General features: G+C 61.1%; 22 protein-coding genes and 1 pseudogene. 9 read left to right on the top strand and 14 right to left on the bottom strand.

Annotated features, from left to right (window positions below; genetic code table 11):
• Window positions 1–72 precede the first annotated feature (72 nt).
• Window positions 73–1,635 (top strand): helicase HerA-like C-terminal domain-containing protein, encoded by a 1,563-nt coding sequence (locus FHT78_RS14390; protein WP_183744917.1) that lies wholly within the window; start codon window positions 73–75, stop codon window positions 1,633–1,635.
• A gap of 104 nt (window positions 1,636–1,739) precedes the next feature.
• On the opposite strand, the gene FHT78_RS14395 is transcribed toward FHT78_RS14390, so the two are convergent.
• Window positions 1,740–2,042 carry an alkylphosphonate utilization protein gene (locus FHT78_RS14395; protein ID WP_183735631.1) on the bottom strand — a complete coding sequence of 101 codons (303 nt, stop codon included), beginning with the start codon at window positions 2,040–2,042 and terminating at the stop codon, window positions 1,740–1,742.
• A 149-nt stretch (window positions 2,043–2,191) separates the two neighbouring features.
• Window positions 2,192–2,953 (bottom strand): GNAT family N-acetyltransferase, encoded by a 762-nt coding sequence (locus FHT78_RS29790; RefSeq protein WP_348644741.1) that lies wholly within the window; start codon window positions 2,951–2,953, stop codon window positions 2,192–2,194.
• A gap of 117 nt (window positions 2,954–3,070) precedes the next feature.
• Here FHT78_RS29790 and FHT78_RS14405 point away from each other — a divergent pair, with 117 nt between their 5' ends.
• Window positions 3,071–4,597 (top strand): ABC-F family ATP-binding cassette domain-containing protein, encoded by a 1,527-nt coding sequence (locus FHT78_RS14405; RefSeq protein WP_183744920.1) that lies wholly within the window; start codon window positions 3,071–3,073, stop codon window positions 4,595–4,597.
• A gap of 278 nt (window positions 4,598–4,875) precedes the next feature.
• Here the strand turns inward: FHT78_RS14405 and FHT78_RS14410 are convergent, their stop codons facing one another.
• From FHT78_RS14410 to FHT78_RS14420, 3 genes are all read right to left on the bottom strand, one after another.
• On the bottom strand, window positions 4,876–5,652 hold the full coding sequence (locus tag FHT78_RS14410; protein ID WP_183744923.1) for a VOC family protein: 777 nt from the start codon (window positions 5,650–5,652) through the stop codon (window positions 4,876–4,878).
• A gap of 52 nt (window positions 5,653–5,704) precedes the next feature.
• Complete coding sequence (locus FHT78_RS14415; RefSeq protein ID WP_183744925.1) at window positions 5,705–6,169, bottom strand: DUF1579 domain-containing protein; 465 nt, start codon at window positions 6,167–6,169, stop codon at window positions 5,705–5,707.
• 133 nt (window positions 6,170–6,302) lie between these two features.
• On the bottom strand, window positions 6,303–7,031 hold the full coding sequence (locus FHT78_RS14420; protein ID WP_183745371.1) for a thioredoxin family protein: 729 nt from the start codon (window positions 7,029–7,031) through the stop codon (window positions 6,303–6,305).
• 105 nt (window positions 7,032–7,136) lie between these two features.
• Here FHT78_RS14420 and FHT78_RS14425 point away from each other — a divergent pair, with 105 nt between their 5' ends.
• The 3 genes from FHT78_RS14425 to FHT78_RS14435 all read left to right on the top strand — a co-directional run bounded on the left by FHT78_RS14425 (window position 7,137) and on the right by FHT78_RS14435 (window position 9,055).
• Window positions 7,137–7,580 carry a MarR family winged helix-turn-helix transcriptional regulator gene (locus FHT78_RS14425; RefSeq protein ID WP_183744928.1) on the top strand — a complete coding sequence of 148 codons (444 nt, stop codon included), beginning with the start codon at window positions 7,137–7,139 and terminating at the stop codon, window positions 7,578–7,580.
• A gap of 109 nt (window positions 7,581–7,689) precedes the next feature.
• Complete coding sequence (locus FHT78_RS14430) at window positions 7,690–8,097, top strand: MerR family transcriptional regulator (RefSeq protein ID WP_183744931.1); 408 nt, start codon at window positions 7,690–7,692, stop codon at window positions 8,095–8,097.
• A complete protein-coding gene (locus FHT78_RS14435; protein WP_183745374.1) occupies window positions 8,066–9,055 on the top strand; it encodes an aldo/keto reductase in 990 nt (329 codons plus the stop codon). Before FHT78_RS14430 ends, FHT78_RS14435 begins: the two co-directional genes overlap by 32 nt.
• 94 nt (window positions 9,056–9,149) lie before the next feature.
• Here the strand turns inward: FHT78_RS14435 and FHT78_RS14440 are convergent, their stop codons facing one another.
• On the bottom strand, window positions 9,150–9,572 hold the full coding sequence (locus FHT78_RS14440; RefSeq protein WP_007818814.1) for an organic hydroperoxide resistance protein: 423 nt from the start codon (window positions 9,570–9,572) through the stop codon (window positions 9,150–9,152).
• Between the two features lie 126 nt (window positions 9,573–9,698).
• On the opposite strand from FHT78_RS14440, the gene FHT78_RS14445 reads away from it, so the two are divergent.
• Window positions 9,699–10,175 (top strand): MarR family transcriptional regulator, encoded by a 477-nt coding sequence (locus tag FHT78_RS14445; RefSeq protein WP_183744934.1) that lies wholly within the window; start codon window positions 9,699–9,701, stop codon window positions 10,173–10,175.
• A 61-nt stretch (window positions 10,176–10,236) separates the two neighbouring features.
• Here the strand turns inward: FHT78_RS14445 and FHT78_RS14450 are convergent, their stop codons facing one another.
• Complete coding sequence (locus FHT78_RS14450; RefSeq protein ID WP_183744936.1) at window positions 10,237–11,637, bottom strand: MFS transporter; 1,401 nt, start codon at window positions 11,635–11,637, stop codon at window positions 10,237–10,239.
• 123 nt (window positions 11,638–11,760) lie between these two features.
• Here FHT78_RS14450 and FHT78_RS14455 point away from each other — a divergent pair, with 123 nt between their 5' ends.
• Window positions 11,761–12,723: a LysR family transcriptional regulator gene (locus FHT78_RS14455; protein WP_183744939.1), complete on the top strand. Its 963-nt coding sequence runs from the start codon at window positions 11,761–11,763 to the stop codon at window positions 12,721–12,723.
• Window positions 12,724–12,876: 153 nt separating this feature from the next.
• Here the strand turns inward: FHT78_RS14455 and FHT78_RS14460 are convergent, their stop codons facing one another.
• From FHT78_RS14460 to FHT78_RS14480, 5 genes are all read right to left on the bottom strand, one after another.
• Window positions 12,877–13,602, bottom strand: a complete 726-nt coding sequence (locus FHT78_RS14460) for a L,D-transpeptidase (protein ID WP_183744941.1) — start codon at window positions 13,600–13,602, stop codon at window positions 12,877–12,879.
• A 174-nt stretch (window positions 13,603–13,776) separates the two neighbouring features.
• Complete coding sequence (locus tag FHT78_RS14465; protein ID WP_183744944.1) at window positions 13,777–14,589, bottom strand: L,D-transpeptidase; 813 nt, start codon at window positions 14,587–14,589, stop codon at window positions 13,777–13,779.
• A 148-nt stretch (window positions 14,590–14,737) separates the two neighbouring features.
• Window positions 14,738–15,661, bottom strand: a complete 924-nt coding sequence (locus tag FHT78_RS14470; RefSeq protein WP_183744946.1) for an alpha/beta fold hydrolase — start codon at window positions 15,659–15,661, stop codon at window positions 14,738–14,740.
• Window positions 15,662–15,776: 115 nt separating this feature from the next.
• Window positions 15,777–17,402, bottom strand: coding sequence for a cisplatin damage response ATP-dependent DNA ligase (locus tag FHT78_RS14475; protein WP_183744948.1), 1,626 nt, complete (start codon window positions 17,400–17,402; stop codon window positions 15,777–15,779).
• A gap of 175 nt (window positions 17,403–17,577) precedes the next feature.
• Window positions 17,578–18,588, bottom strand: a complete 1,011-nt coding sequence (locus tag FHT78_RS14480) for a ligase-associated DNA damage response exonuclease (protein WP_183744951.1) — start codon at window positions 18,586–18,588, stop codon at window positions 17,578–17,580.
• Between the two features lie 128 nt (window positions 18,589–18,716).
• Between FHT78_RS14480 and FHT78_RS14485 the strand changes: the two genes are divergently transcribed.
• The gene (locus tag FHT78_RS14485) at window positions 18,717–19,313 is read left to right on the top strand and encodes a DUF922 domain-containing protein (protein ID WP_183744954.1); all 597 of its coding nucleotides are present in this window, start codon (window positions 18,717–18,719) and stop codon (window positions 19,311–19,313) included.
• A gap of 5 nt (window positions 19,314–19,318) precedes the next feature.
• Here FHT78_RS14485 and FHT78_RS14490 read toward each other — a convergent pair whose 3' ends face one another.
• The gene (locus FHT78_RS14490; RefSeq protein WP_183744957.1) at window positions 19,319–19,915 is read right to left on the bottom strand and encodes a dienelactone hydrolase family protein; all 597 of its coding nucleotides are present in this window, start codon (window positions 19,913–19,915) and stop codon (window positions 19,319–19,321) included.
• Window positions 19,916–20,024: 109 nt separating this feature from the next.
• On the opposite strand from FHT78_RS14490, the pseudogene FHT78_RS14495 reads away from it, so the two are divergent.
• A pseudogene (locus FHT78_RS14495) lies at window positions 20,025–20,978 on the top strand (glycerophosphodiester phosphodiesterase family protein); the annotation flags it as partial.
• Between the two features lie 17 nt (window positions 20,979–20,995).
• On the opposite strand, the gene FHT78_RS14500 reads toward FHT78_RS14495, so the two are convergent.
• A complete protein-coding gene (locus FHT78_RS14500) occupies window positions 20,996–23,293 on the bottom strand; it encodes an EAL domain-containing protein (RefSeq protein WP_183744960.1) in 2,298 nt (765 codons plus the stop codon).
• Window positions 23,294–23,509: the final 216 nt, after the last annotated feature.

Genomic DNA, 23,509 nt, shown 5'->3' on the forward strand with positions numbered 1-23,509 from the left:
ATGACTGTGCGGAAAGAGCATCCCGCATATTCTGGAATTGAGCGGCGGCATCGACCGAGGGAGACATTCTACATGCTCGAGGACGGCAAGATTTTCATCGGCGCAAGCCGCAATCCCGACGACAGCATCAACAAGGGCGAATATCTCGACCTCAAATTCGGCAACCGGCACGGCCTGGTGACCGGCGCAACCGGTACCGGAAAGACGGTGACCCTGCAGGTGCTGGCGGAGGGTTTTGCAAGAGCCGGCGTGCCGGTTTTCGCTGCCGATATCAAGGGCGACCTTTCGGGCATCGCCGCCAAGGGCGAGCCGAAGGATTTCCTCACCAAACGGGCCGAGCAGATCGGCTTTACCGATTACGAATTCGACCAGTTTCCAGTCATTTTCTGGGACCTCTTCGGCGAGAAGGGTCACCGGGTGCGTACGACAGTCGCCGAGATGGGGCCGCTGCTGCTGGCCCGCCTGATGGATGCTTCCGAGCCGCAGGAAGGCGTCATCAATATCGCCTTCAAGATCGCCGACAAGGCCGGCCTGCCGCTGCTCGACCTCAAGGACTTCACGGCGCTGCTCAACTATATGGGCGAGAATGCGTCAGAGCTTTCCAGCCAGTTCGGGCTGATTTCCAAAGCCTCGGTCGGTTCCATCCAGCGTGCGCTGCTGGTGCTGGAACAGCAGGGGGCGGAACATTTCTTCGGCGAACCGGCCCTTAAGATCACCGACATTATGCGCACGTCGAACAATGGCTACGGGCAGATCTCCGTGCTTGCCGCCGACAAGCTGATGATGAACCCGCGCCTTTACGCCACCTTCCTGCTGTGGCTGCTCTCCGAGCTCTTCGAGGAACTGCCTGAGGTCGGCGACCCCGACAAGCCGAAGCTGGTGTTCTTCTTCGACGAAGCGCATCTGCTCTTCAACGATGCGCCGAAGGTGCTAGTCGAGCGTGTTGAGCAGGTGGTGCGCCTCATCCGCTCCAAGGGCGTCGGAGTCTATTTCGTGACGCAGAACCCGCTCGACGTGCCGGAAACGGTACTCGCCCAGCTCGGCAACCGCCTGCAGCATGCGCTTCGCGCCTATTCGCCGCGCGAGCAGAAGGCGGTGAAGACGGCCGCCGATACGTTCCGCCCCAACCCGGCTTTCGATTGCGCCACGGTCATCACCACTCTCGGCACCGGGGAAGCGTTGGTCTCGACGCTCGAAGCCAAGGGTGCGCCTTCGATCGTCGAACGCACGCTGGTCCGCCCGCCATCCGGCCGCGTCGGACCGGTGAGCGATGCCGAGCGCCAGCAAGTGATGGACCATAGCCCCGTTCTCGGCGTCTATGACGAGGATATCGACCGCGAATCCGCTTTTGAAATGCTCGCCGCACGTGCCAAGAAGGCGGCTGATTCCGAAGCCGCCAAGCGGGCGCAGGAAGAGGCCCCGGCGCCACAGGAGGGCGGCACGACGTCCGGCTGGACGCTGCCGGGCTTTGGCGGCGCCGACGACGACCAGCCCGCCCGCGGCCAGTCTCGCGGCCGCGCCGGCTACCAGCGTGAAACCGTCGTGGAAGCGGCGATGAAGAGCGTTGCGCGCACGGTGGCGACCCAGGTTGGGCGGGCGCTGGTGCGTGGCATCCTCGGCAGCCTAAAGCGCTAAGACTAAAGCGTGGGGCAATCTTTCAGATTCGCTTGCCACGCTTTAAATCCCTGTTTGACGCATATTGCGCAAAATCGCTGCACGCTTTGCGCAACATGCCTTGATCAGCGCTTACGGACAAATTCCGTGCGCAGCACGAGGCCCTTGATCGTATCGTGACGGCAGTCGATCTCTTCCGGATTGTCCGTCAGACGGATCGAGCGGATGACCGTGCCCTGCTTCAGTGTCTGGTTGGCGCCCTTCACCTTCAGATCCTTGATCAGCGTGACGGAGTCACCGTCCTTCAACACATTTCCCGAGGCGTCACGAACCTCGGACGCGGCCTGTGCGGCTGCCGCCATCTCGGAGGCAGGGCGCCATTCGCCTGTCGCCTCGTCGTAAACATATTCGTCGTCACCGCCTGCCATCGCTTCGTCCTCGATCAGGAATTTCCTCAGTCCATCGACGGCCGCTTACAACGATCACAGGGTGTTGTGCAACTATAGTGCAGATGCGCGATGAGCATGCGGTGCCTTCCCGTGATGCCTGACATCGCTAAGAAGCGATTGTGTCGGGATCAAAGCAATCGCGACATGAAGACTTCGGTGTGGCTGATTTCAGCCGGCACGGTGTGAAAAGGCGGGCAATGGGTAAAGCCGAAGGCTTCGTAGAGCGAGAGCGCACTTTTCAGATAGGCAGCGGTATTGACGAGCATAGTGGGACGGCCGCTCTTTTTTGCCTCCTCGAACACCCGCCGCATCAGCACATTGCCGATGCCCCGGCCGCGAAAGGCGGGGTCTACGTAGAATTTATGGATCTCCATGGCATCGGTCTCGAAGGGTGCGAGCGCGATGCAGCCCGCCGGTGCTCCCTCCCATCTGGCGAGGAACATCATCGCTTCGTCGGAGGTGTATTTCCGGGCGAGGCTTTCATGATTTTCGCCGTGAAAAAGCGTCATGACAATCTCGGCAGGAACGCCATGATCACGTCCCATCGCCACATCCAGGGCACCGAGCGCCTCGCAGAAGCCAGCGGCGATGACGAAATCCTCTGTGCTGCCTGCCCTTGAAACGGAAATCATCCCCACGCCCCCGGATGACGAAGGCCCTTTATACCATCTGAGCGTGTTTACTGCCATCGTGATCCCTTGTTTCCAGACGCAAGCAATGGTATTTCCCTCGTGTAACCGAGAAAGAAAGGAGGGCTGCGCGTGAATATCTATTTCCGGCATCATCGCCAGCGTGGCCCAGTCAACGCCCTGCAGATGCGTTTGCAGGGCTGACCAGAGACCGTTTCTCGTAAATCTCTTCCTGGTCTGCCCCCAGTGGCACTGCTGCACCTGAATGCCCGCCGTTCAAGCTGCAGCATTTCATAATCCGCCAAGCATAACGCGCTTTCCGTCGATGGCTGCAAGCCCCGGATAGGCGCGATCGCTTGGCAAGACCAGGATCCGATCATGACCCTCATCAATATCCGCAATCTCGGCATCGTTCTGTCCGCCCCGCTGTTTTCGAAACTCAATCTCGTCGTCAATGCCGGCGACCGGATCGGCCTCGTGGCGGCGAACGGGCGCGGCAAATCCACGCTGCTCCACCTCATGACGGGCAAGCTGGAACCGACCGAAGGCGAGATTACGCGGGCGCGCGGGCTCACCATCGGCCATGTGGAGCAGAATATGTCACCGGCACTTCTCGACGCCAGCTTCCGTGACGCCGTGCTTCTCGCCCTTCCTCCTGACCAGGCTGACGGCGAAAGCTGGCGTGCAGATGTCGTGCTGGAATCGCTCGAAGTGCCCGAGGAATTGCGCGAGCGGCCGCTCCGACAGCTCAGCGGCGGCTGGCAGCGGCTGGCACTGATTGCCCGCACATGGGTGAACGAACCTGATGTGCTGCTGCTCGACGAGCCGACCAACCATCTCGACCTCGAAAAGATCGCGCAGGTGGAAAACTGGCTGAACGCATTGCCCCGCGATACGCCCGTGATCATCTCCAGCCACGACCGCGCCTTCCTCGATGCGACGACCAACCGGACGCTCTTCCTGCGGCCGGAGCAATCGCCGGTCTTCTCCCTGCCCTATAGCCGGGCGAGAGCGGCACTCGACGAGGCTGACGCCTCCGATGCGCGGCGCTACGAGAAGGACATGAAGACGGTCGAGCAGTTGCGGAAGCAAGCGGCCAAGCTCAACAATATCGGCATCAATTCCGGCAGCGACCTGCTGGTGGTCAAGACAAAGCAGTTGAAACAGCGCGCCGAAAAGCTGGAGGAAACGGCAAAGCCTGCGCATCTGGAGCGTTCAGCAGGCGCGATCCGCCTCGCCAATCGCGGCACGCATGCCAAGGTGTTGGTCACGCTTGAGGATGCAGAAGTCACCACGCCTGACGGCATGCTGCTCTTCCGAACGGGAAAGCAGTTCATCTGCCAAGGCGACCGCATCGTGCTGCTCGGCCTCAATGGTGCCGGCAAGTCGCGGCTCGTCTCCATGCTGCGCGCGGCGATCGCCGAGCCTGAAACGGCAAAGGCCGGCATCAAGGCGACACCCTCGCTGGTGCTCGGCTATGGCGACCAGTTGCTTGCCGATCTCAGCGATGCCGACACGCCGCTGCAAACGATCATCCGCCGCTTCGATGTCGGCGACCAGCGGGCGCGCTCACTGCTTGCCGGTGCCGGCATGACGATCGAGATGCAGAGCAAGCCGGTCAAACTGCTGTCGGGCGGGCAGAAGGCACGGCTCGGCATGCTGGTGCTCAGGCTGACGCAGCCGAACTTCTACCTGCTCGATGAGCCCACCAACCATCTCGACATCGAGGGGCAGGAAGCACTGGAAAGCGAGTTGCTGGCCCATGAGGCAAGCTGCCTGCTCGTCTCCCACGACCGCAGCTTCGTGCGCGCGGTCGGCAATCGCTTCTGGCTGATCGAGCGGAAAAAGCTGGTGGAGGTGGAGAGCCCGGAAGGCTTCTTTGCGAGCGTTGGCGGGGCTGGGTAACAGGGTTTGAAGGCTACAATTCGTCGTCAGCCGCGTCGTGTGCCCTCTCATCCGCCCTTCGGGCACCTTCTCCCCAATGGGTAGAGGGGAGTTGCGGCAATAGCCTATTCTTGCCGCCGCCATTTGTGATGAGAGGCAGTGCGGCATATCCCTTCTCCCCAGCGGGGAGAAGATGCCGGCAGGCAGATGAGGGGGGCCACACGGCACATGTTCCAAGTCTTCGTTCCTGCCGTTTTCAGGAACGAAGAAGCGCGAGATGCATGCGCCCTATTTTGCGGCTATCGCTTGCCCGCCGAAAGGCAGAAATAGGCGCCTTGCGGGTCCACTGCCTGGCAGACCCAGCCGCCGGGGACTTCCATGGGGCCGTTGACGACCTTGCCTCCGCCGGCATTGGTGCGCTCGATCGCGGCATCGAGCGCCGGCACGGTGAAATAGTAGGACCAGAAGGCCATCTTGACTTCGGGTGGGCGGGTCATCATGCCGCCGGTCTGTTTTCCATGTTCGGCGAAGATGTGGTAGACGCCCATCGGCCCCATGTCGAAGTCCTGATCCTTCGTCCAGCCGAAGAGCTTGGAATAGAAGTCGAACGCCTTCGCCCCGTCATTGGCGTAGAGCTCGCGCCAGCCGACATGGCCGGGCGTGTCGAAGGGCAGTTCCGGCGGCGGATTTTCCATCGGCAGCGGCGTCATGATGCAGAGCACAGCTCCGTCAGGATCGGCTACCACGGCAAAGCGTCCTATGCCTGGAATATCCGCCGGCTGGCGGCGGACGGTACCGCCGTTTGCCGCGAAGTCGCGTGCCGACTGATCGACATTGTCGACGGCGACATAGCCGGTCCAATTCGGCGGAATGCCCTGCCCTTCCAACTCTGCGGGAAAAGGCATCATGCCGGCCACTCTGACGCCGTTCGCTTCGAAGATCACGTATTCCGGCTGGTCTTCGGCCGGCATTTTACTGGACGTCCAGCCAACCACCGAGCCATAGAATTTCGCCGCCGCGTCCGGATCCGGCGTCATCAGTTCGCACCATATGAACTTGCCATGCGTATTGGACATCGTGTTCTCCTCGGTCCACGCTTGAGTTCTGTCTCCTGGCTTTCATGCAATTTCAGCCCTTGCGGGTATATCTGGCTTCCATGCACTGCTTCCAGGTGCCATCAGGCTCCCTGGTGCTCGATGTGAAGGTTCTGACGTCGTGGTCGAGGAAGGTGATCTGCTCGCGATAGTCAGCAAGGCCGCTGCCGTCGAAGGCCGGCCCCCTCGTATACAGCGACAGCACGTTGCCCGACGGCTCGACCTCGCCCTCATAGGTCCACATGTAATCCATCATGGAGCCGATCCAGCTGCCGACGTACTTGCCTTTGCTCGGGTCGTAGCCGAGGGTCAGGATCGTCGTCGCTTGCTTGCCGTCAGTCATTTCGCCGCTGCCTTCAGCGACAAACCAGATACCCTGCAGGGAACGAACGGTCTCCTCCCAAGGCTTCTGACCGGTCATGTCTGGAGCGTTGACGGTCCATTGACCGACCATTCTCTCCAGAAAACTATGCTCCTTCAGCACTTCTGCGGTCTTCATCGTCCTTCTCCTGCGGATGATGGATGGCTGGCTAGAGCATTTCCGTGTTACTTCGAGTCCCGAAACTGCTCTGTCTCACTGCTTTGACGCAATTCCGGATGCAAGACCGCCGCCTACTTTAGGTTGAATCGCGTTAGTGGCAGCTGGATGAGGCCTTGGGGGCTTCCTCATATTCGTCATGGCGCTTTACGAAATCCATGGTCGAATCTTCGTTGCGACCCTTGGGGGCGTGATCCAGGATCATCAACGTACCGAGCAATTCTTCCGCACCTCGGGCATAGCTCGAATAGGTATGAAACACTTCGCCCTTATCATTTTTGTAGAAGGCGGAAAGTCCCGGCAGTTCGTCATTGGCATCAGAGGGCGCTATCGGAGAGAAATTATAAAAGACCTTGTCCTTGGCAAGGTCCTCAGGCGTGAAAGATACGTGATAATCGAAGTTGAAGTCGCTGCCGAAGGACGAAACCCAGGGAAACTTCCATCCCATGCGCTGCTTGTAGGCCCGGATCTTGGCGAGCGGCGCGCGGGCGACGCCAACGAGAGTGACGTCGTGGTGGTTGAGGTGAGGCAGTGTGCCATCGAGGTGATCGGCTAGGAACGAGCAGCCAGGGCAGCCGGCTTCCCATTCGGGGCCGAACATGAAGTGATAGACCATCAGCTGGCTGCGGCCGTCAAAAAGATCGGCGAGCGATTTCGGGCCGTCGAGGGTGTCGAACGTATAGTCCTTGTCCACCTTCACCCAGGGCAAAGCCATGCGCTCGGCATTCAGCTTGTCCCTGAGATGGGTTGCCTCCTTCTCCTTCAGGAGAAAGGCGCGGCGGGCTTCGAGCCACTCCTCGCGGGAAACGACGGGATTTTGAATCACCTTGTTCAACATGGTCTGCGCCCTCCTCCGGCGCGGCCGGACTTTTCCGACGGACAGTCTCCTCGTCTTGACTAAATACATTGATATCAATAGAAATAGGCCATGTCAAACGTGACGATTCCTTTCTCTACGACGCTTCTGGTGCGGGATACGTGTCTGTGCCTGCATGTGCAGCGTGCCGCCCGTGCGCTCGCAAGGCTGTTCGACGATGCGCTGCGGCCTGTCGGCCTTACCAACGGCCAATTCTCCCTGCTGATGTCCCTGAACCGGCCGGAGCCACCGCCCATGGGGCCGGTGGCGAACCTGCTCGCCATGGACCAGACCACGCTGACGGCGGCGCTGAAGCCGCTGCAGCGCAAGGGTTTCGTCGATATCGTGGCCAACCCGAGAGACCGGCGCGGCCGCCTACTCCGCCTGACAGATGACGGGCGAGCGGCACTGCAGAAGGCCTTGCCGATATGGGAAAGCACACATGCTGCTCTGGAAACGAAGCTGCCGAACGGCAATGCGGATGAGCTGAGGCGGGACCTGCAGTACCTGGCTTGATCCTGCAAACCGGAATCTGACGACCGCAAAATAAGCAACAAAAGCCTCTTGACTTAGAGTGCGCTCGAAGCCGTAGCTTCGTTGGCGTCGTGACGAGAACAGGTGTCTCATGAAGATCAGTGACCTCGCGAAACGGTGCGGTTTGTCGGCTCATACGCTGCGTTATTACGAGCGTATCGGCCTGCTACCCTATGCCGACCGCGACCGATCCGGACAACGCGACTACGACGCTTCCATCCTTTCCTGGATCGAATTTCTCGGCCGTCTGAAGACGACCGGCATGCCGATCCGCGACATGCTGCTTTATGCAAAGCTTGCCGACAGCGGGAAAGCCACTTTCAGCGAGCGTCGCCAGATGCTCGAGGAGCATCGCGAGCGTGTCCGGGCCCATGTGGCCGATCTCGAAGCCTGCCTTCGCGTCCTCGACGGCAAAATCGCCTCCTATGCGGAGGCGGAAGAAAGGACGAGAGATGAGAAACGAAACATTGCAGACACGCCGGCTCGGGCACGGACTTGAGGTCGGATCGATCGGCCTCGGCTGCATGGGCATGAGCTGGGCCTATGGCGCGACGAAAGCGGACAGGGGCGAGGCGATTGCGACAATCCATCATGCGCTCGATCGCGGCGTAACCCTGCTCGATACGGCCGATGTCTACGGCCCGCATACCAACGAAGAGCTCGTGGGTGAAGCGATCAGAGGCCGGCGAGAGCAGGTGGTGCTGGCAACCAAATTCGGCATCGTACGCGGATTGGAAGCAATACCTGGCACCCAGACGGTCAACGGGCGGCCCGACTATGCCAAAGCTTCCTGCGAAGGGTCCTTGCGGCGCCTCGGCGTCGACCACATCGACCTCTATTATCTCCATCGCGTCGACCCCCACACACCGATCGAGGAAACGGTCGGCGCGATGAAGGAGCTCGTCGAAGCAGGCAAGGTCAGGTATATCGGCCTGTCGGAAGCCAGCCCTGAAACGATCCGCCGAGCGCATGCCGTGCATCCCGTCACGGCTGTTCAAAGCGAATATTCGCTGTGGTCCCGCGACCCTGAAGGTGGCGTGCTGCAGACATTGCGTGAACTCGGGATCGGGCTCGTCGCCTATTCGCCGCTCGGGCGCGGCTTCCTGTCGGGCGCCATCCGATCCATCGACGATCTTGCGCCTGACGATTACAGGCGGACCTCGCCCCGGTTCATGGGTGACAATTTTGAGCGTAACCTCGAACTGGTCGCTGTGGTCGAAGAGATTGCGCATCGCAAGGGCGTAACACCGGCGCAGCTGGCGCTTGCCTGGGTGATGGCGCAGGACGAGAACATCGTTCCGATCCCCGGCACCCGCCGCCGCAGCCGGCTGGACGAGAATCTCGGTGCGGCCGCCCTTGATCTGACGGCGCAGGATCTCGAGGAAATCGCCAGTGCCCTGCCCCGCGCGGTCGGAGATCGCTACGGCGAAATGGGCATGCGCGAAGTCAACGGCTGAATTCCGAAACAAAGGAACAGCAGGCGGCGTATTGAATTCAAACGAAAAGGCCGGAGCGCTGCCCCGGCCCTTCTCAATCGATATTACAGAATAATCAGGCGACCGTGACCGGAACTTCGGTCGAAGTGCGCATCGCGTGGCTGTAAGGGCAGACAATATGGGCGGCCGCCGCAAGCTTTTCGGCGGTTTCGCGGTCGACACCCGGGATGTTGACGGTCAGGGCCACTTCGATGCCGAAGCCGCCGCCATCTTCACGCGGACCGATGCCGACGGTTGCGGAGACGGTGGTTTCCTCGGGAATCTTGACCTTTTCCTTGCCGGCCACAAATTTCAAGGCACCGAGGAAGCAGGCGGAATAACCGGCCGCAAAGAGCTGTTCGGGATTGGTGCCGGTTGCGCCGTCGCCGCCGAGTTCCTTCGGCACGGTCAGCGTGACGTCGAGAACGCCGTTTTCGGAAACGGCGCGGCCGGCGCGGCCACCGGTGGCGGAAGCTTTGGTCGTATAGAGAATAGGCATGACAATCTCCTTTGGTTGGCCCCGTTCGTTCGGGTTGAGTTTTTAATAACGTCCAATTAAATTGCACGCAAGTGAATTTTGCAAATTGCATTCAGAATTGAAAAGAGGACAATGAGACCTCTAGGGATGGCAGCGATGAAAGCGAGAACGGCGAAAGTGATGGAAATACCGGAAGAGGAAAAGCGGCTGGAGAAGCAGCTCTGTTTCGCGGTCTATGCGACGGCGCATGCCTTCACCCGCGCCTACAAGCCCATACTCGACAGGGTGGGCCTCACCTATCCGCAATATCTCGTCATGCTGGTTCTATGGGAAAAGGCCGAACTGCCGGTCAAGACGATCGGGGAGCAGCTCGATCTCGATTCCGGCACGCTCTCCCCTCTCCTCAAGCGGCTGGAGCAGAATGGCCTCATCAAGCGCACCCGCGATTCCCGCGACGAGCGGCAGGTCATCGTGTCACTGACGCCGAAAGGTCAGGCGATGAGGGGTGAGGTCAATACGATCATGTCTTCAATCGGCGAGGCGATCGGCTGCACGCTGGAGGAAATGGCGGTCATGCGTGACATGCTGACCCGGCTGCGCGGAAACCTCAACGCAAGCATATAGGCCGAGACTGAACACGGCCTGAAAGAGGATGCCCGCGCAAGGGCGGCGCGGGCACTTTGCATTATTCCGCTGCCTGATAGGCCTGCGGGCGAAGCGTGGCGCTCTTCGGACCGACAGCGGCAAGCAGGGTGATCAGGATCGCCAGCAGCGCCACGAAGACGATGCCGCCGACATAGGGATCCCAGCCGAAGTGCGGGGCTGCGGCGAAGATGGCGGAAGCGGCCGCAAGCACGATGCCGCCGCCGATCTGGAAGGAAGCGAAGAGCAGGCCGGAGGCAAGGCCGGACTTGTCTTCCTCGACGTCAGACAGTGCTGCAACCTGGATTGCCGGATAGGTCATGGCATAACCGACGCCGAGCGGGATCTGGTTCAAGGCAACCAGGATGATCGGATCGATGTGACCGACCAGAGCAACCCAGAGGATATAGCTCGTCGCCTGCAGCCCGACGCCAACCGCCATCAGGCCCGTCGTGCCGCGGATCTGCGCGACAGTGGCAAAACGCGGTGCAAGGAACATCACGCAGACACCGCCGAAAGCGAAACAGAAGCCGGTGGCAAAGGCCGACCAGCCGATCACATCCTGATAGTAGAGCGTCGCGATGAACTGGAAGCCGACATAGGCGCCCTGGAACAAAGCGGCGATGGCATTGGCATGGCTGAGCTTTGCCCGGCGGAAGATATGCAGCGGCACCATGGGATCGGCATGGCGCGATTCGACGATCAGGAAGAGTGCGATCAGCACCACGGAGGCAACGAGCGAGCCCCAGGTGAAGAAGTCATTCCAGCCGGCTGCGGCAGCGTTGGTAATGCCGAAGACGAAGAGCAGCAGGCCGGGGGTGATCGTCAAGGCACCCGCCCAGTCGAAATGCTTGCGTCCCTCGCCGCGCCGAGCATCCGGAGGCAGGACAAAGGGAGCGATCGCCAGCGTGAGGATCGCGACCGGAGCGCCCATGACGAGCGTTGCCCGCCAGCTCACGAGGGTGGCGGCACCGCCGAGCACCATACCGAGCACAAAGCCGGTGGCACCCGTCGAGGCGAAGACGCCGAGCGCCTTGGCCCGCTTTTCGCCCTCGCCGAAGACGGAGAGCAGCAGGGCAAGCGCCGCCGGGGCGGTGAAGGCGGCAGCGATTCCCTTCACCAGGCGGGCAGCGATCAGCGTCGGCCCGCTATCCACGAAGCCGCCGGCAATGCTGGCGGCCGCGAAGATGCCAAGCGACCAGAGAAAGACGCGGCGGTGGCCGAAGAGGTCGGCGACGCGGCCGCCAAGCAGCAGGAATCCGCCGTAACCTAGCACATAGGCGCTGACGGCCCATTGAAGCGAGGTTGCCGGCATACCAAGTTCGGTCTGGATGGCAGGCAGGGCGACCCCGATGGTGGAAACATCCATGGCGTCAAGGAAGTTCGCAGCGCAGAGCAGCAGCAACGCCAGGCCGGCTCCGCGTGGAGATGGGGAATTGGTCATCGATCTCGGTTCCTTCTTTGCTGCCGCCTTCGCCGGGAGGCTGGCGGGCGGCAGGGAACGAGAAAATGTACAGCTTCAAACCCCATTGCAAATTGATAGTAGCTATGTCAGGTATTACTCATAATGATGAATGATGCTGTGCTTCGCAAAATTGATCTGAACCTTCTGCTTGCCTTTTCAGTGCTGATGCAGGAGCGCAACGTCAGCCGTGCAGCCGAAAGGCTGTTGCTCGGCCAGCCCGGACTTTCCGCCGCGCTCAAGCGGCTGCGCGAAGCGCTGGACGACGAGTTGTTCGTACGCGTCGGCCGCGGCCTGCAGCCGACCGCGCGGGCGTTGGCCATCGCACCGGCGATCGAGGATGCGCTTTCCGGCATCGAACGGGCGATCCGCCCGCCCAAGGGTTTCGACCCATCGACCTGGCAGGGCGAATTCCGCGTCGGCATGTGCGACAATCTGGAAACCGCTTTCTTCGGCCCGCTGGTTGCGCGGCTGCGCCAGCTTGCGCCGGGCGCGCGGCTCGTGGGCGTGGCAGCCGACAAACGCGATGCGGCGCAGATGCTTGATGACGGCGCCTACGAATTCAGCATTTCCGTGCATGGCGAACCCGCCTCCTGGCATATCCGCAAGCCGCTGTTCGAGCAGTGTTCGATCGCCATTTATGACCCGCAGCAATTGAAGCTGAAGCCGCCGATCAGCGTCGCGGATTTCGTCGCTGCACCGCATATCGCCATCTCCTTCGTCGGCAGTGCGACGACGGCGGTCGACGCTGCGCTCGACAAGGTAGGCTTGAGCCGCAATGTGGTGGCGACCGTTCCCCGTTATTCGGCCGTGCCGCCGGCGCTGAGAGCCATGCCGTCGATCGCCATCGTGCCGGAATCGCTCGGACGCTGCATGGCGCAGCTTCACAATCTCGAGGTCTCGATGCCGCCGATCGAGCTGCCGGCCGATCCCGTGTCGATGCTGTATCGGCGGGTGGACAGGGCGGATGAGCGGGCGTCGTGGTTTCGGCAGTTGTTTGTCGACGTGGCGGATAAGGCGCTACTTGCTTCGGGGTGCAAGGCTGGGATTTGCGCCGAGGCGGCATAATTTGATTTCGAAGCCAAACAAAAAGCCGCCCGTTTGACGAGCGGCTTTTTTGTTTTTGGTCGGGCACCCTTCCAGCCCTTCGCTTGGGCTCAGGGCGTTCGTCGTTACAATCGATTCACTGGATCGATTGTTGCCGCTCCGCGGCATCACTCCTCACTGCCAAACAACGATCGGGGTTTTGTTGGGGACGCGATCGTAGAGGTCGATGATGTCTTGGTTAAGCAGGCGCACGCAGCCCGATGAGACGGCCTTGCCGATGGAGCGCCATTCGGGATTGCCGTGCAGGCGGTAGAGCGTATCTTCACCGTCGGAGAAGATGTAGAGCGCGCGCGCACCGAGCGGATTCAAGAGCCCTGGCTCCATGCCGCCACGCTCGATCGAGTATTTCGCAAGCTCCGGCTGGCGGGCAACCATCTCATTCGGCGGCTTCCAGCGCGGCCATTTCTGCTTCCACTGGATCACGCCATTACCCGACCAGGCAAAGCCTTCGCGGCCGATGCCGACGCCGTAGCGCATGGCCATGCCGCCAGGCTGGACGAGATAAAGGAAGCGCGAGGGCGTATCGACGACGATGGTGCCGGGCGGTTGGCCGGTCGGATCCACGACCTGTTGGCGATAGTAGCGCGGGTCGATCTGCTGGTAGGGAACGGCGGGGATGAGGAAACCGCCGTCTTCGATTGGGCCGTACATGACGGCAAGTTCTGCTTCGCTGGGTACGCTCGTCGTCTGGAACGCGCGGAAGGGCGAACGGTAGCTGATCGACATGCCGCCATTTTCGACCGTGTTCGAAGTGGAGGCACAGCCTGCCAGCGCGGAAGCCGCTGTCAAAGCCGAAAAGGAAAGGAAGCTACGACGGGAGAGGGGTTTATCGAGGCTCATGACGCGGGACTGATTTCCTTCGTGATGCGGGGCTTGCCATAAACGCAGCTCACCCCTGATTCGTCCAATGCGAAATCGACAAGGAAAGATCTATCGGCTTATGCTGAATAAACCATAGCATCACGCAGACGTGTGCGGCTTCAGGCAGACGATCTCGCCCGCTCTGTTGCAGCCCTACATCACCACGATCTCGGACTTGGCCGGCACGCGGTCATAGAGGTCGATTACATCCTGATTGAGCATGCGTACGCAGCCGGAGGAAACCGCCTTGCCGATCGACTGCCAGTCGGGCGTACCGTGGATGCGATAGAGCGTGTCCTGGCCGTCCTTGAAAATATACATGGCGCGGGCGCCGAGGGGATTTGCAAGGCCCGGATTCATGCCGCCATTTTCCGCAGAGAAGGGGCGAACTTCCGGCTGGCGGGAGACCATTTCGATCGGCGGCGTCCAGCGCGGCCACTTCTGCTTCCATTGGATGACGCCACGGCCTTTCCACGCGAAGCCCTCCCGGCCGAGGCCGACGCCGTAGCGCATCGCCTTGCCGTTGCCTTCGACGAAATAGAGGAAGCGGTCCTTGGTATCGACAACAATCGTGCCCGGTCGCTCGTTGGTCTGGTAATCGACCTCCTGGCGTAGATATTCCGGACGGATGCGAGTGGCGGGGATGGCCGGCAGCGTGAAATCGCCGTCCCTGACCTGGCCGTACATGCCCATATCCAGGTTCAGCGGGTTGCTGACCGGCAGGCCGTAAGTCTGATGGAACTGCGTCTTGTAGAGTTCGCGCGTCTGCGGCACCGGCTGATCGGGGATCGGCTTGACGCGGCGCGGGTCGACGCCGGGCGGCTCGTAAAAGACCGGCGAGATTTCCTGGACGAAGCGCGCAGGCGAATCGGCTGCGACATCGGGAACGAGAATGTTGCAGCCGCTGAGCGTCATTGCGGCAGCCGCGAGCCCGGCAAAGGGGAAAGCCCGGCGCAGAAAATTCATCTAACCACCCTCATCAGCGATAACAGAGACAGCATAATCTGCTCGCAGGATGGCATTCGCGGCTGGCGCGAGGCTGGTGGCCGACGCTAAAAGCCGGCTGAAAAAGCATGATGATGCGGGGCCTTGCCGGACCCGCACCCGACAGCCATCAGGCCGCCACACCGTGGAAGAACTGGATGCTCTGAGCGATCTCGGCCGGCAGCGCCGAGGTATGGTTGCCGACGACAGTATTGGCTTCGATATGCGTGCCCGCCGCGCGAGCGCGGACGACAAGCAGATCGGCGCGATCGTTGAAGTGAGACTCTTCCGTGCCGTGCAGCACCCGCACCGGGCATTTGAAGCTGTGCGCGTAGCAAAGCGCCGTGCGCACCTCGAATTCATGTGCGTTGGAATCGTCGAAGCGGATGTCCTCAGGGTAGCGGTTGAAGAAGCGGAAGGCATCTGCGTTGCCCGAGATTGGCACCGCAGCCCGGAACTGGCGGGTACTCATCGCTGTCAGCATGGTCAGCGTGCCGCCGATGCTGTGACCTGCGATGAAGAGGCGCTCGGGATCGACGCCCGGCAGATGGCGCAGGCGCTCGGTCGCGGCGAGCACGTCGTCTACCTCGTCATAGAAGCCTGAGAAATTTCCCATCTGGCCGTTTTCGCCGCGCAAGGACGGCATCATCACGACATAACCGGCATCGATGTAAGGTTTCACGAGCTGCCAATGGCCGATACCCATGGCATTGCCGCCATGAAGAAAAAGAATACCGGGCTTTGCCTTGTGCTCACGCTTGTATTTGGACACCCAGGCGGTCAGCTCCAGCTCCCCGCCATAGCCGGAGCGGTAAAAGATCCGGTCGGCATCGGCGGGTGCTGCCAGCGGCTCGTATTTGTCCGGCGCCGGCCCCTTCTGCAGCAGCTTCGTGCGGAAGTGACGACGAACACTGGCATAGTCATGCTTAGCGAGCCTCGGGACGTCGGGCACATCGAAGGCTTTCGCAAGGTTTGGCAGCAGAAGAGAGCCGGCCATGCCTGCAAGCAGGCCGCGGCGTTGACGGAAAAAGGCATTTCGTTCTTGCGAGCTCATACGCGGCACCCATCGTTTCCCCGGCTCAAAAAACCTGCACCGGAAGAGCGTTGCCGCCAATACACATGCTGTTGAAAACATGGTGTCTGCGTCATTTTTGCGCAGGCAGATAATATCAGCCCGCTTTGGCGTCGATCATGGCAATGAGCGTGCGCAGGCGATCGGCCTCGTAGGACGGCTTGTCGGGACGCAATCTCGCGATGCGGGGGAAGCGCATGGCGACGCCTGACTTGTGGCGGGTGGAGCGATTGATCCCCTCGAAGGCGACTTCCACCACGAAGCCGAACTCCTTGTCCGCACGCACTGCCCTGACTGGGCCGAAGCGTTCGGTCGTATTATTGCGCACGAACTTGTCCAGCACTTCGAGCTCGGCATCGGTGAAGCCGAAATACGCCTTGCCAACCGGGACGAGCTGTTCCCCATCCTCGTCCTCCGCCCAAACGCCGAAGGTGAAATCCGAATAATAGCTGGAACGCTTGCCGTGGCCGCGCTGGGCATACATCAGCACGGCGTCGACATTATAGGGGTTGCGCTTCCACTTGAACCACGGCCCCTTCATGCGACCGGCCTGATAGATGCTGTCGCGGCGCTTGATCATTACGCCTTCGATGACGGGATCGGGCGGCGCGGCCCGCAGATCGTCCAGCTGCTCCCAGGTCGAGAAAGGCACGAGCGGTGAAAGATCGAAGCGATCGTGGGGCGCGTGCTCGATGATTTCGGAGAGACGGTCGCGGCGCTCGACATAATTCCTGCCGCGCACATCCTCCTCGCCGTCGAAGAGCATGTCATAGGCGCGGATGAAGGCTGGGTATTCGTCCAGCATCTTTGCCGTCACCGTCTTCCGGTTCAGGCGCTGCTGCAGATCGGAAAAAGTGCGGGTCGGACTATTGGAGCGCGCCGTGCCGCCGACCAGAAGCTCGCCATCGATGACACCGGAAAAGCTGATCGATTCCAGAATGTCCGGGAAGGCACCGGAGATATCGTCGCCGGAACGGGAGTAAATCTTGCGTGTCTCTCCAGCGCGCGACAGCTGGACGCGGATGCCGTCCCATTTCCACTCGGCAGCGTAATCGGCAGGGTCGAGTGCACTCAGATCACCCTCCTCCACCGGATTGGCAAGCATGACGGAATGGAAGATGGCGGGCGTTGCGAGCACCGGCTTTCCTTCTCTGCCCTCAAGCCATTTGAAGAGCGATTCATAAGGCGGCTGCAGGCCGTGCCAGAGGGTCTCGATCTCCGTGACATCCTTGTCGCCAAGATCGGCGAGCGCCTGCTTGGCAAGCCGGGCGGAAACGCCAATGCGCAGCGCTCCGGTCGTGAGTTTGATGAAGGCGAAGCGACCGGAGGAATCGAGGCGGTCGAGCAGGTCGCGCACGAAGCCGCGCACCTCGGTGCGGCCGAGCGAATTCATCCTGACGACTACTTCCCCGAGGCGCGGCTGGGCAAATGCGGAGCGGTCGATATCGCGCTCGTTGTCCCAGACCAGCGAGATGGTTTCGGCGAGGTCGCCGACATAATCATAGGAATAGTGGAAGAGCACCTCGTCCATGCGCTCCAGCACCAGATCGCGCAGCATGGCGGGCTTGACGTCGCGCACTTCGAGCGTGCCGGCGATGGCGGCAAGGCCGTAACCGCGGTCAGGGTCCGGCGTATCGCGGAAATAGTCGGTCAGAAGCTTCAGCTTGCCGTTGCGGCTGGGGGTGAGAACCAGGCGGTCGAGGAGATCGGCGAAAGCCTTCATGTTGAGCCTCCGACCAAGGGAAAAGTCCCCTCCCCAACCCCTCCCCACAAGGGGGAGGGACTAGACTGCCGATGCCACCGGATCGCTTCAAAGGGAGCACCGAGGTTGAGGCGAAGGAGCCCCTCCCCCTTGTGGGGAGGGGTTGGGGAGGGGGTTTCAGCCACGAACTCCATCCTCAATCCCCCTCATCCTCATAGCCGACCAGATGCAGCGGCTTGGCCTTGATGCCCTGCAGCTCGCACCAGCGCACCAGAGCCTCCTCACGGCCGTGGGTGACCCAGACCTCCTGCGGGGCAAGTTCGGTGATCGTCTCGATCAGTTCCGGCCAATCGCAATGGTCCGAAATGACGAGCGGCAGTTCAACGCCGAGCTGCTTGGCGCGCTGGCGCACCATCATCCAGCCGGAGGCGAAGGACGGCAGCGGATCGTTGAAGCGGCGCGCCCAGCGGTCAGCAAAGGCCGAGGACGGCCCGATGACAACGGCACCCTTGAAGATAGACTTGTCACGACTTTCGATGGTTGCCGGCAATAGTTCGCCGAGATCGATACCTTGGCTCACGTAATAATCGCAGAGCCGTTCCATGGCGCCGTGGATATAGATCGGCTCGCGATAACCGGCATCGCGCAGCAGGCGGATGACGCGCTGCGCTTTGCCGAGCGCGTAGGCGCCCACGAGGTGCGTGCGTTCCGGGAACTGGCGCAGCGATGCGAGAAGCTTGCCGGTCTCGTCGATCGGATCGGGATGGTGGAAGACCGGCAGGCCGAAGGTCGCCTCGGTGATGAAGACATCGCAGGGCACCGGCACATAGGCTTCGCAGGTCGGGTCGGGGCGGCGCTTGTAATCGCCCGATACGACGATGCGTGTGCCGTTCTTCTCGATGGCGATCTGCGCCGAGCCGAGTACATGGCCGGCAGGATGGAAACTTACGTTCACGCCGTTGACGACGAGTTCCTCCCCGAAAGCGACAGGCTGTTCGCTGGCTGAAAAACCGTCGCCGTAGCGGATGCGCATGATATCAAGCGTCTGGGCGGTGGCGAGCACGTTCACGTGGCCCGGACGGGCATGGTCGGAATGGCCATGGGTAATGAGCGCCCGCTCCACCGGCCGCACCGGATCGACATAGAAGCCGCCTTCCGGGCAATAGAGCCCTTCGGGGGCGGGATAGAGCAGCGCGTCTGGTCTCATGACAGCAAAGATAGTGGGAAATGTGTTTTGCGCCAGAGGGATGGCGCGTGTCGCCTTTTCCTTCGTTGCATCAACCCATCAGTCTCGCTAGCTTCGCCCGCGCTGCAACAAGGAAGCGATCGAGGCGCATGCGGACTGTTTTCGGATTTGGACTACTGGCGCTCGGGCTGATGCTGCCTGCCGTGGCCTCGGCAACCGACTGGCAGCCGAGCGAAGAAGTGAAGGCCTATGCGATCACCGGCCGCACCGGCATGGAACTTTACCGGTCCATCGGCGAACACGGGCCGCAGGCTGGGCCAGGACGGGTGATCGCGCATACGACTTTCAAACTGACCTGGACGCGCAAATACGAACAGCAGGGCAGCGCCTGCACTCTTACCTATGCGAAGCCGAAGCTCATCATCATCTACACATTGCCGAAAGCGCCAAGCGACCTCCCGGCCGCAACCAAGGCAAGCTGGGAGAGCTTCATCTCCGGTGTGCGCACCCATGAGCGCTGGCATGGCGAGACGATCATCGAAATGGTCAAGGAGATCGAGACGCTGAGCAACGGCTTCTCCGTGCCCGACGATCCCGGCTGCAAGAAGATCAGGCCGGAGCTGACGGTGCGGCTCGGAGAGCTCTCCAACAGGCAGCGGCAGCGCGGCCGGGATTTCGACCGCGTGGAAATGAGCGAGGGCGGCAATATCCAGCAGCTCATCCTGAAGCTGGTGAACGGTCCCTGACCGGTTCAGAGCGCGGCGAGGAAAGCGTCGACGCGGCTCCATGTAGCTTCCGCCGCCTTTGCGTCATAGTCAGGCAGCGACGGATCGGTATAGAGATGACCGACGCCGGGATAGAGGAAGACCTCAAGGGCGATATTGGCTCTTGCGGCATGCGCGCGCCACGGAGCCACCTCGTCCGCCGGCGCGAACTCGTCGGGCTCTGCCAGGTGGACCTGAAGCGGAATGCCTTCGCGCGCATTGGCAGGAATTTCTGCGATACCGTGCAGCAAGAGAATGCCGGCCGCTTGCGGTCGGCCTGGCCAGAGGCTTGCCGCTACGCCTGCTCCCATGGAGAAGCCGCCGAGGACGGCCGAGGACGGCAAGTCGGTGACCGCTTTTTCAGCACGCTTGCAAAGTTCGGGCCAGCCAATCTCTTTCTTGAAGGCGAAGCCTTCTTCGAGGGTGCGCCCTACCCTGCCCTCATAGAGATCGGGCGCGATCACCTGATGGCCCGCCGCGCGCAGGCGCTCAGCCGCGTCCCGCTCAAGCGACCGAAACCCGTAGACCGAATGAAAAAGGACAATCGCCGCCATCGCTACCTCCCTGTTTTGCGGGCTAAACATAGGGTTTCTGCAACGTGAAGGCGAGCCTTTACCCACAAAAGCCCTGAATGAGCCCAAGAACCACCGGAATCACTTTTTAGCCATTTGCCGAGCAGGAGCGGAGGGGATGATGAGACGCAAGCTCAAATATACCGGCATGGCGGTTCTTATCTTTGCCGCCGCAGTTTATGTCAACAATACCAGCTTTTTAGCCGAACATCGCGAGGGTAAGCCATTGCTTCTGGCGCATCGCGGCATCGCCCAGCGTTTCGACGAAACGGACCTCAAGAACGACACCTGCACTGCCGCGCGCATGCTGCCGCCGAAACATGACTATCTGGAAAATACCATCCGCTCCATGCAGGCGGGATTCGATGCCGGCGCCGACGTTGTGGAGATCGACGTGCATCCGACGACGGACGGACAATTTGCCGTCTTCCACGACTGGACGCTCGATTGCCGCACGAACGGTCATGGCGTCACGCGCGAACATTCCATGGCTGAGATGAAGACACTCGATATCGGTTACGGCTATACGGCCGATGGCGGCAAGAGTTTCCCGTTCCGCGGCAAAGGCGTCGGCCTGATGCCCGCCCTTGACGAGGTTCTTTCCACCTTCCCGGACAAACATCTGCTCATCAATGTCAAAAGCCGCGATCCCTTGGAGGGCGAAAAACTCGCGGCCGTGCTGAATGGCCTGCCGGCTGAGCGGCGCGCCAGGATCATCGTTTATGGCGGCAACGAGCCGATCGGTCGGCTCCGGCAATTGGCGCCCGATATCCGCACCGCCTCACGCGCCAGCCTGATGGGCTGCCTTACCGGCTATATCGGCTACGGCTGGACGGGTATTCTGCCTGGCGATTGCAAGAATGCGATGATGCTGGTTCCAATCAACTACGCGCCATGGCTGTGGGGCTGGCCGGACAGGTTCCTCAACCGGATGCAGGGTGCCAATACCCAGGTCTTCGTCATCGGCCCCTATCACGGCGGCGGTTTTTCGACAGGTATCGACAATGCCGAACGCTTCGCGCAACTGCCTGCCAGTTATTCCGGCGGCATATGGACGAACGAGATCGAGACAATCGCCGATCTGATGAGTGATCAGGTGCCTCGCGCCAGCAGCATGACGACGATATCTTCCGGTGCGACAGGCCTGGAGAAGCGATAGCCCTGCGCCTCTTCGCATCCGGCATGACGCAGGAACTCCAGCTGCGCATCGGTTTCCACGCCTTCGGCGAGCACCGAGAGTTTGAGCGTCTGGGCGAGCGAAATGACGGCCGAGGCAATGGCGACGGCGGTCTTGTCCGCAGGCAGAGCCTCGACCAGCGAGCGGTCCATCTTCAGCCGGTCGAAGGGGAAGGTCTTCAGCGCCGCAAGCGAGGAATAGCCGGAACCGAAATCATCAATCGACAGGCGCACGCCGAGAGCACGCAACGACAGCATCATGGAGAGCGCGCGCGCAGCATCCTGCATGATAACGCTCTCGGTCACCTCCAGCTCGAGCCAGTGCGCGCTCAGGCGGTGGCTGTCGATCGCCTCGGCGACGTGAGAGGCGAAATCCGGATCGGCAAACTGCTTGGGCGAAACATTGACTGCAATAGTCAGCGGCGTCAGGCCCATATCCTGCCAGGCGCGAGCCTGACGACAGGCCTCGTTCAGTACCCAGAGACCGAGCGGCACGATGAGACCGGTTTCTTCGGCAAGGGGAATGAAATTGACGGGCGGTATCACACCCTTCGCCGGATGGTTCCAGCGCACCAGAGCTTCGAGGCCGGTGATGCGGCCGGTCGCGACATCGACCTGCGGCTGATAGAGCAGGAAAAGCTGGTTGGAAACGATCGCTTGGCGCAACTCCTCCTGCTCGCTGAGCGGCAGGTCGACGGGATTGCTCACGACGCCGTCGTGATATTGCAACGTATTCCCCCCAAGCTGCTTGGCGCGGTACATGGCGCGGTCGGCATTGGTGAGCAATTCTTCCGGTGTTGCGCCATCCCATGGGAAGGCGGCGATGCCGATGCTGGATGTGACAGCGATTTCCCCCGCCTCGGAGCGGACCGGCTTGGAAATCGCCTTCTGCAGCTCGCGCAGGCGCCGCATGATGCCAGCATCATGGCCGGACTGGTGGACGAGCACGACGAGGAATTCATCGCCGCCGAGACGCACGACCATATCGGAGGCGCGCACGCAGTTTGCCATGCGGGCAGCGGTCTCCTTGAGCACCTCGTCGCCGACGGTGTGCCCGCTCGTGTCATTGATTTCCTTGAAATTGTCGAGATCGATGTAGGCAACCGTGACCTTGCGGTTGTTGCGCCGGGCCTGATCGAGGATCTTCGCCATGCGCTCCTTCAGGAAGGCGCGGTTCGGCAGACCCGTCAGATCGTCATGATGGGCCATGAAATGGATGCGGTCATCGACGCGCTTGCGCTCGATAGCAATGCCGGCGATATGGGTGGCGAGCGCCACCAGCGTCATTTCGTGTTCGGTCGGGCGGCGCGTCTCTTTCGAATAAAGCGCGAAGGTGCCGAGCACATTCTTCTGCGAAGTGCAGATCGGCGTGGACCAGCAGGAGCGGAAGCCGAACTGGCTGACCATCGCCCGGAAATCTTCCCAGAGCGGATCGGCCATGACGTCCTCAACGATGATGGTTTCGCCACGCCAGGCTGCCGTGCCACAAGAGCCCACCTTCGGGCCGATGGCAACGCCGTCGATCATACGGCTGTAGGCGCCGGGCAAATTGGGAGCCGCGCCGTGGTAGAGCCGTGTGCCCTCGCTGTCGAGCAGCAGCACGGAGCCGGAAATGCCGGTCATCTGCCGTTCGATCATCAACACCAGCGCCTCGAGTATCATCGGCAGCGGCTCATTGCGGGCGATCATTTCCAGTAGGTTCGCCTGACCGCGATAGAGCTCCTCCTGTCGCTTGCGCTCGGTGATGTCACGGGACACGCCAATCAGGCCAACCACCTCGCCGTTATCGTTGCGCAACGGTATCTTCGAGGTCAGGCGACACACGGTGCCGCCACCTGGCAGGGGCACGAGTTCTTCCATGTCGATGCGGGGCTCGCCGCTCGACATGATTTCCTGCTCGATATCGAAATACCGGCGGGCCGTTTCAAAATCGAACATATCGAAATCGCGTTTGCCAGCGATCTCGGCAGCGTTCTCCAGCCCGTGGCTGCGCGCCACGACGGCATTGGCGAAGACGAAGCGGCTGTCGCGGTCCTTGACGTAAAGAAAATCGGGAAGCTCGTGGACGATCGCCTTGAGGCGGAGGTTTTCTATGCCTTCGGAAATATGATGGGCAGTCGCCGCCATCAAGGCTTCGGTGGCAGCCACGATACGCTGTGTCTCGGCACTGAAGCTGTCACCAGATTCCCAACGCCGGGCACCCATTTCATTCATGACGCTGTTCTCCCGGTAACCGCAGCTGTCCACAATAGTCATAATTGAAACCGCTTTCTAAAATAACGGGCATTTCCTTCGGGGTGCTTAAATGGAAAGGTGAACAAGACGACAATATCGGAACGGTTTGGTTTGCTACTCGACCGATGATTATTCTTCCCCTGCGGATATGCGTCAAAAAGAGACACTTCTGCTGGCATGAATCCTGCGTGGACA

Source organism: Rhizobium sp. BK196, from assembly GCF_014193255.1.
In the GTDB taxonomy this organism is placed as follows: Bacteria; Pseudomonadota; Alphaproteobacteria; order Rhizobiales; family Rhizobiaceae; genus Rhizobium.

Coding starts and splice junctions, on each gene's coding strand:
- FHT78_RS14390 (WP_183744917.1), top strand. CDS start 73: ATGCTCGAGGACGGCAAGATTTTCATCGGCGCAAGCCGCAATCCCGAC.
- FHT78_RS14395 (WP_183735631.1), bottom strand. CDS start 2,042: ATGGCAGGCGGTGACGACGAATATGTTTACGACGAGGCGACAGGCGAA.
- FHT78_RS14405 (WP_183744920.1), top strand. CDS start 3,071: ATGACCCTCATCAATATCCGCAATCTCGGCATCGTTCTGTCCGCCCCG.
- FHT78_RS14410 (WP_183744923.1), bottom strand. CDS start 5,652: ATGTCCAATACGCATGGCAAGTTCATATGGTGCGAACTGATGACGCCG.
- FHT78_RS14415 (WP_183744925.1), bottom strand. CDS start 6,169: ATGAAGACCGCAGAAGTGCTGAAGGAGCATAGTTTTCTGGAGAGAATG.
- FHT78_RS14425 (WP_183744928.1), top strand. CDS start 7,137: ATGTCAAACGTGACGATTCCTTTCTCTACGACGCTTCTGGTGCGGGAT.
- FHT78_RS14430 (WP_183744931.1), top strand. CDS start 7,690: ATGAAGATCAGTGACCTCGCGAAACGGTGCGGTTTGTCGGCTCATACG.
- FHT78_RS14440 (WP_007818814.1), bottom strand. CDS start 9,572: ATGCCTATTCTCTATACGACCAAAGCTTCCGCCACCGGTGGCCGCGCC.
- FHT78_RS14445 (WP_183744934.1), top strand. CDS start 9,699: ATGGCAGCGATGAAAGCGAGAACGGCGAAAGTGATGGAAATACCGGAA.
- FHT78_RS14450 (WP_183744936.1), bottom strand. CDS start 11,637: ATGACCAATTCCCCATCTCCACGCGGAGCCGGCCTGGCGTTGCTGCTG.
- FHT78_RS14455 (WP_183744939.1), top strand. CDS start 11,761: ATGATGAATGATGCTGTGCTTCGCAAAATTGATCTGAACCTTCTGCTT.
- FHT78_RS14460 (WP_183744941.1), bottom strand. CDS start 13,602: ATGAGCCTCGATAAACCCCTCTCCCGTCGTAGCTTCCTTTCCTTTTCG.
- FHT78_RS14465 (WP_183744944.1), bottom strand. CDS start 14,589: ATGAATTTTCTGCGCCGGGCTTTCCCCTTTGCCGGGCTCGCGGCTGCC.
- FHT78_RS14470 (WP_183744946.1), bottom strand. CDS start 15,661: ATGAGCTCGCAAGAACGAAATGCCTTTTTCCGTCAACGCCGCGGCCTG.
- FHT78_RS14475 (WP_183744948.1), bottom strand. CDS start 17,402: ATGAAGGCTTTCGCCGATCTCCTCGACCGCCTGGTTCTCACCCCCAGC.
- FHT78_RS14480 (WP_183744951.1), bottom strand. CDS start 18,588: ATGAGACCAGACGCGCTGCTCTATCCCGCCCCCGAAGGGCTCTATTGC.
- FHT78_RS14485 (WP_183744954.1), top strand. CDS start 18,717: ATGCGGACTGTTTTCGGATTTGGACTACTGGCGCTCGGGCTGATGCTG.
- FHT78_RS14490 (WP_183744957.1), bottom strand. CDS start 19,915: ATGTTTAGCCCGCAAAACAGGGAGGTAGCGATGGCGGCGATTGTCCTT.
- FHT78_RS14500 (WP_183744960.1), bottom strand. CDS start 23,293: ATGAATGAAATGGGTGCCCGGCGTTGGGAATCTGGTGACAGCTTCAGT.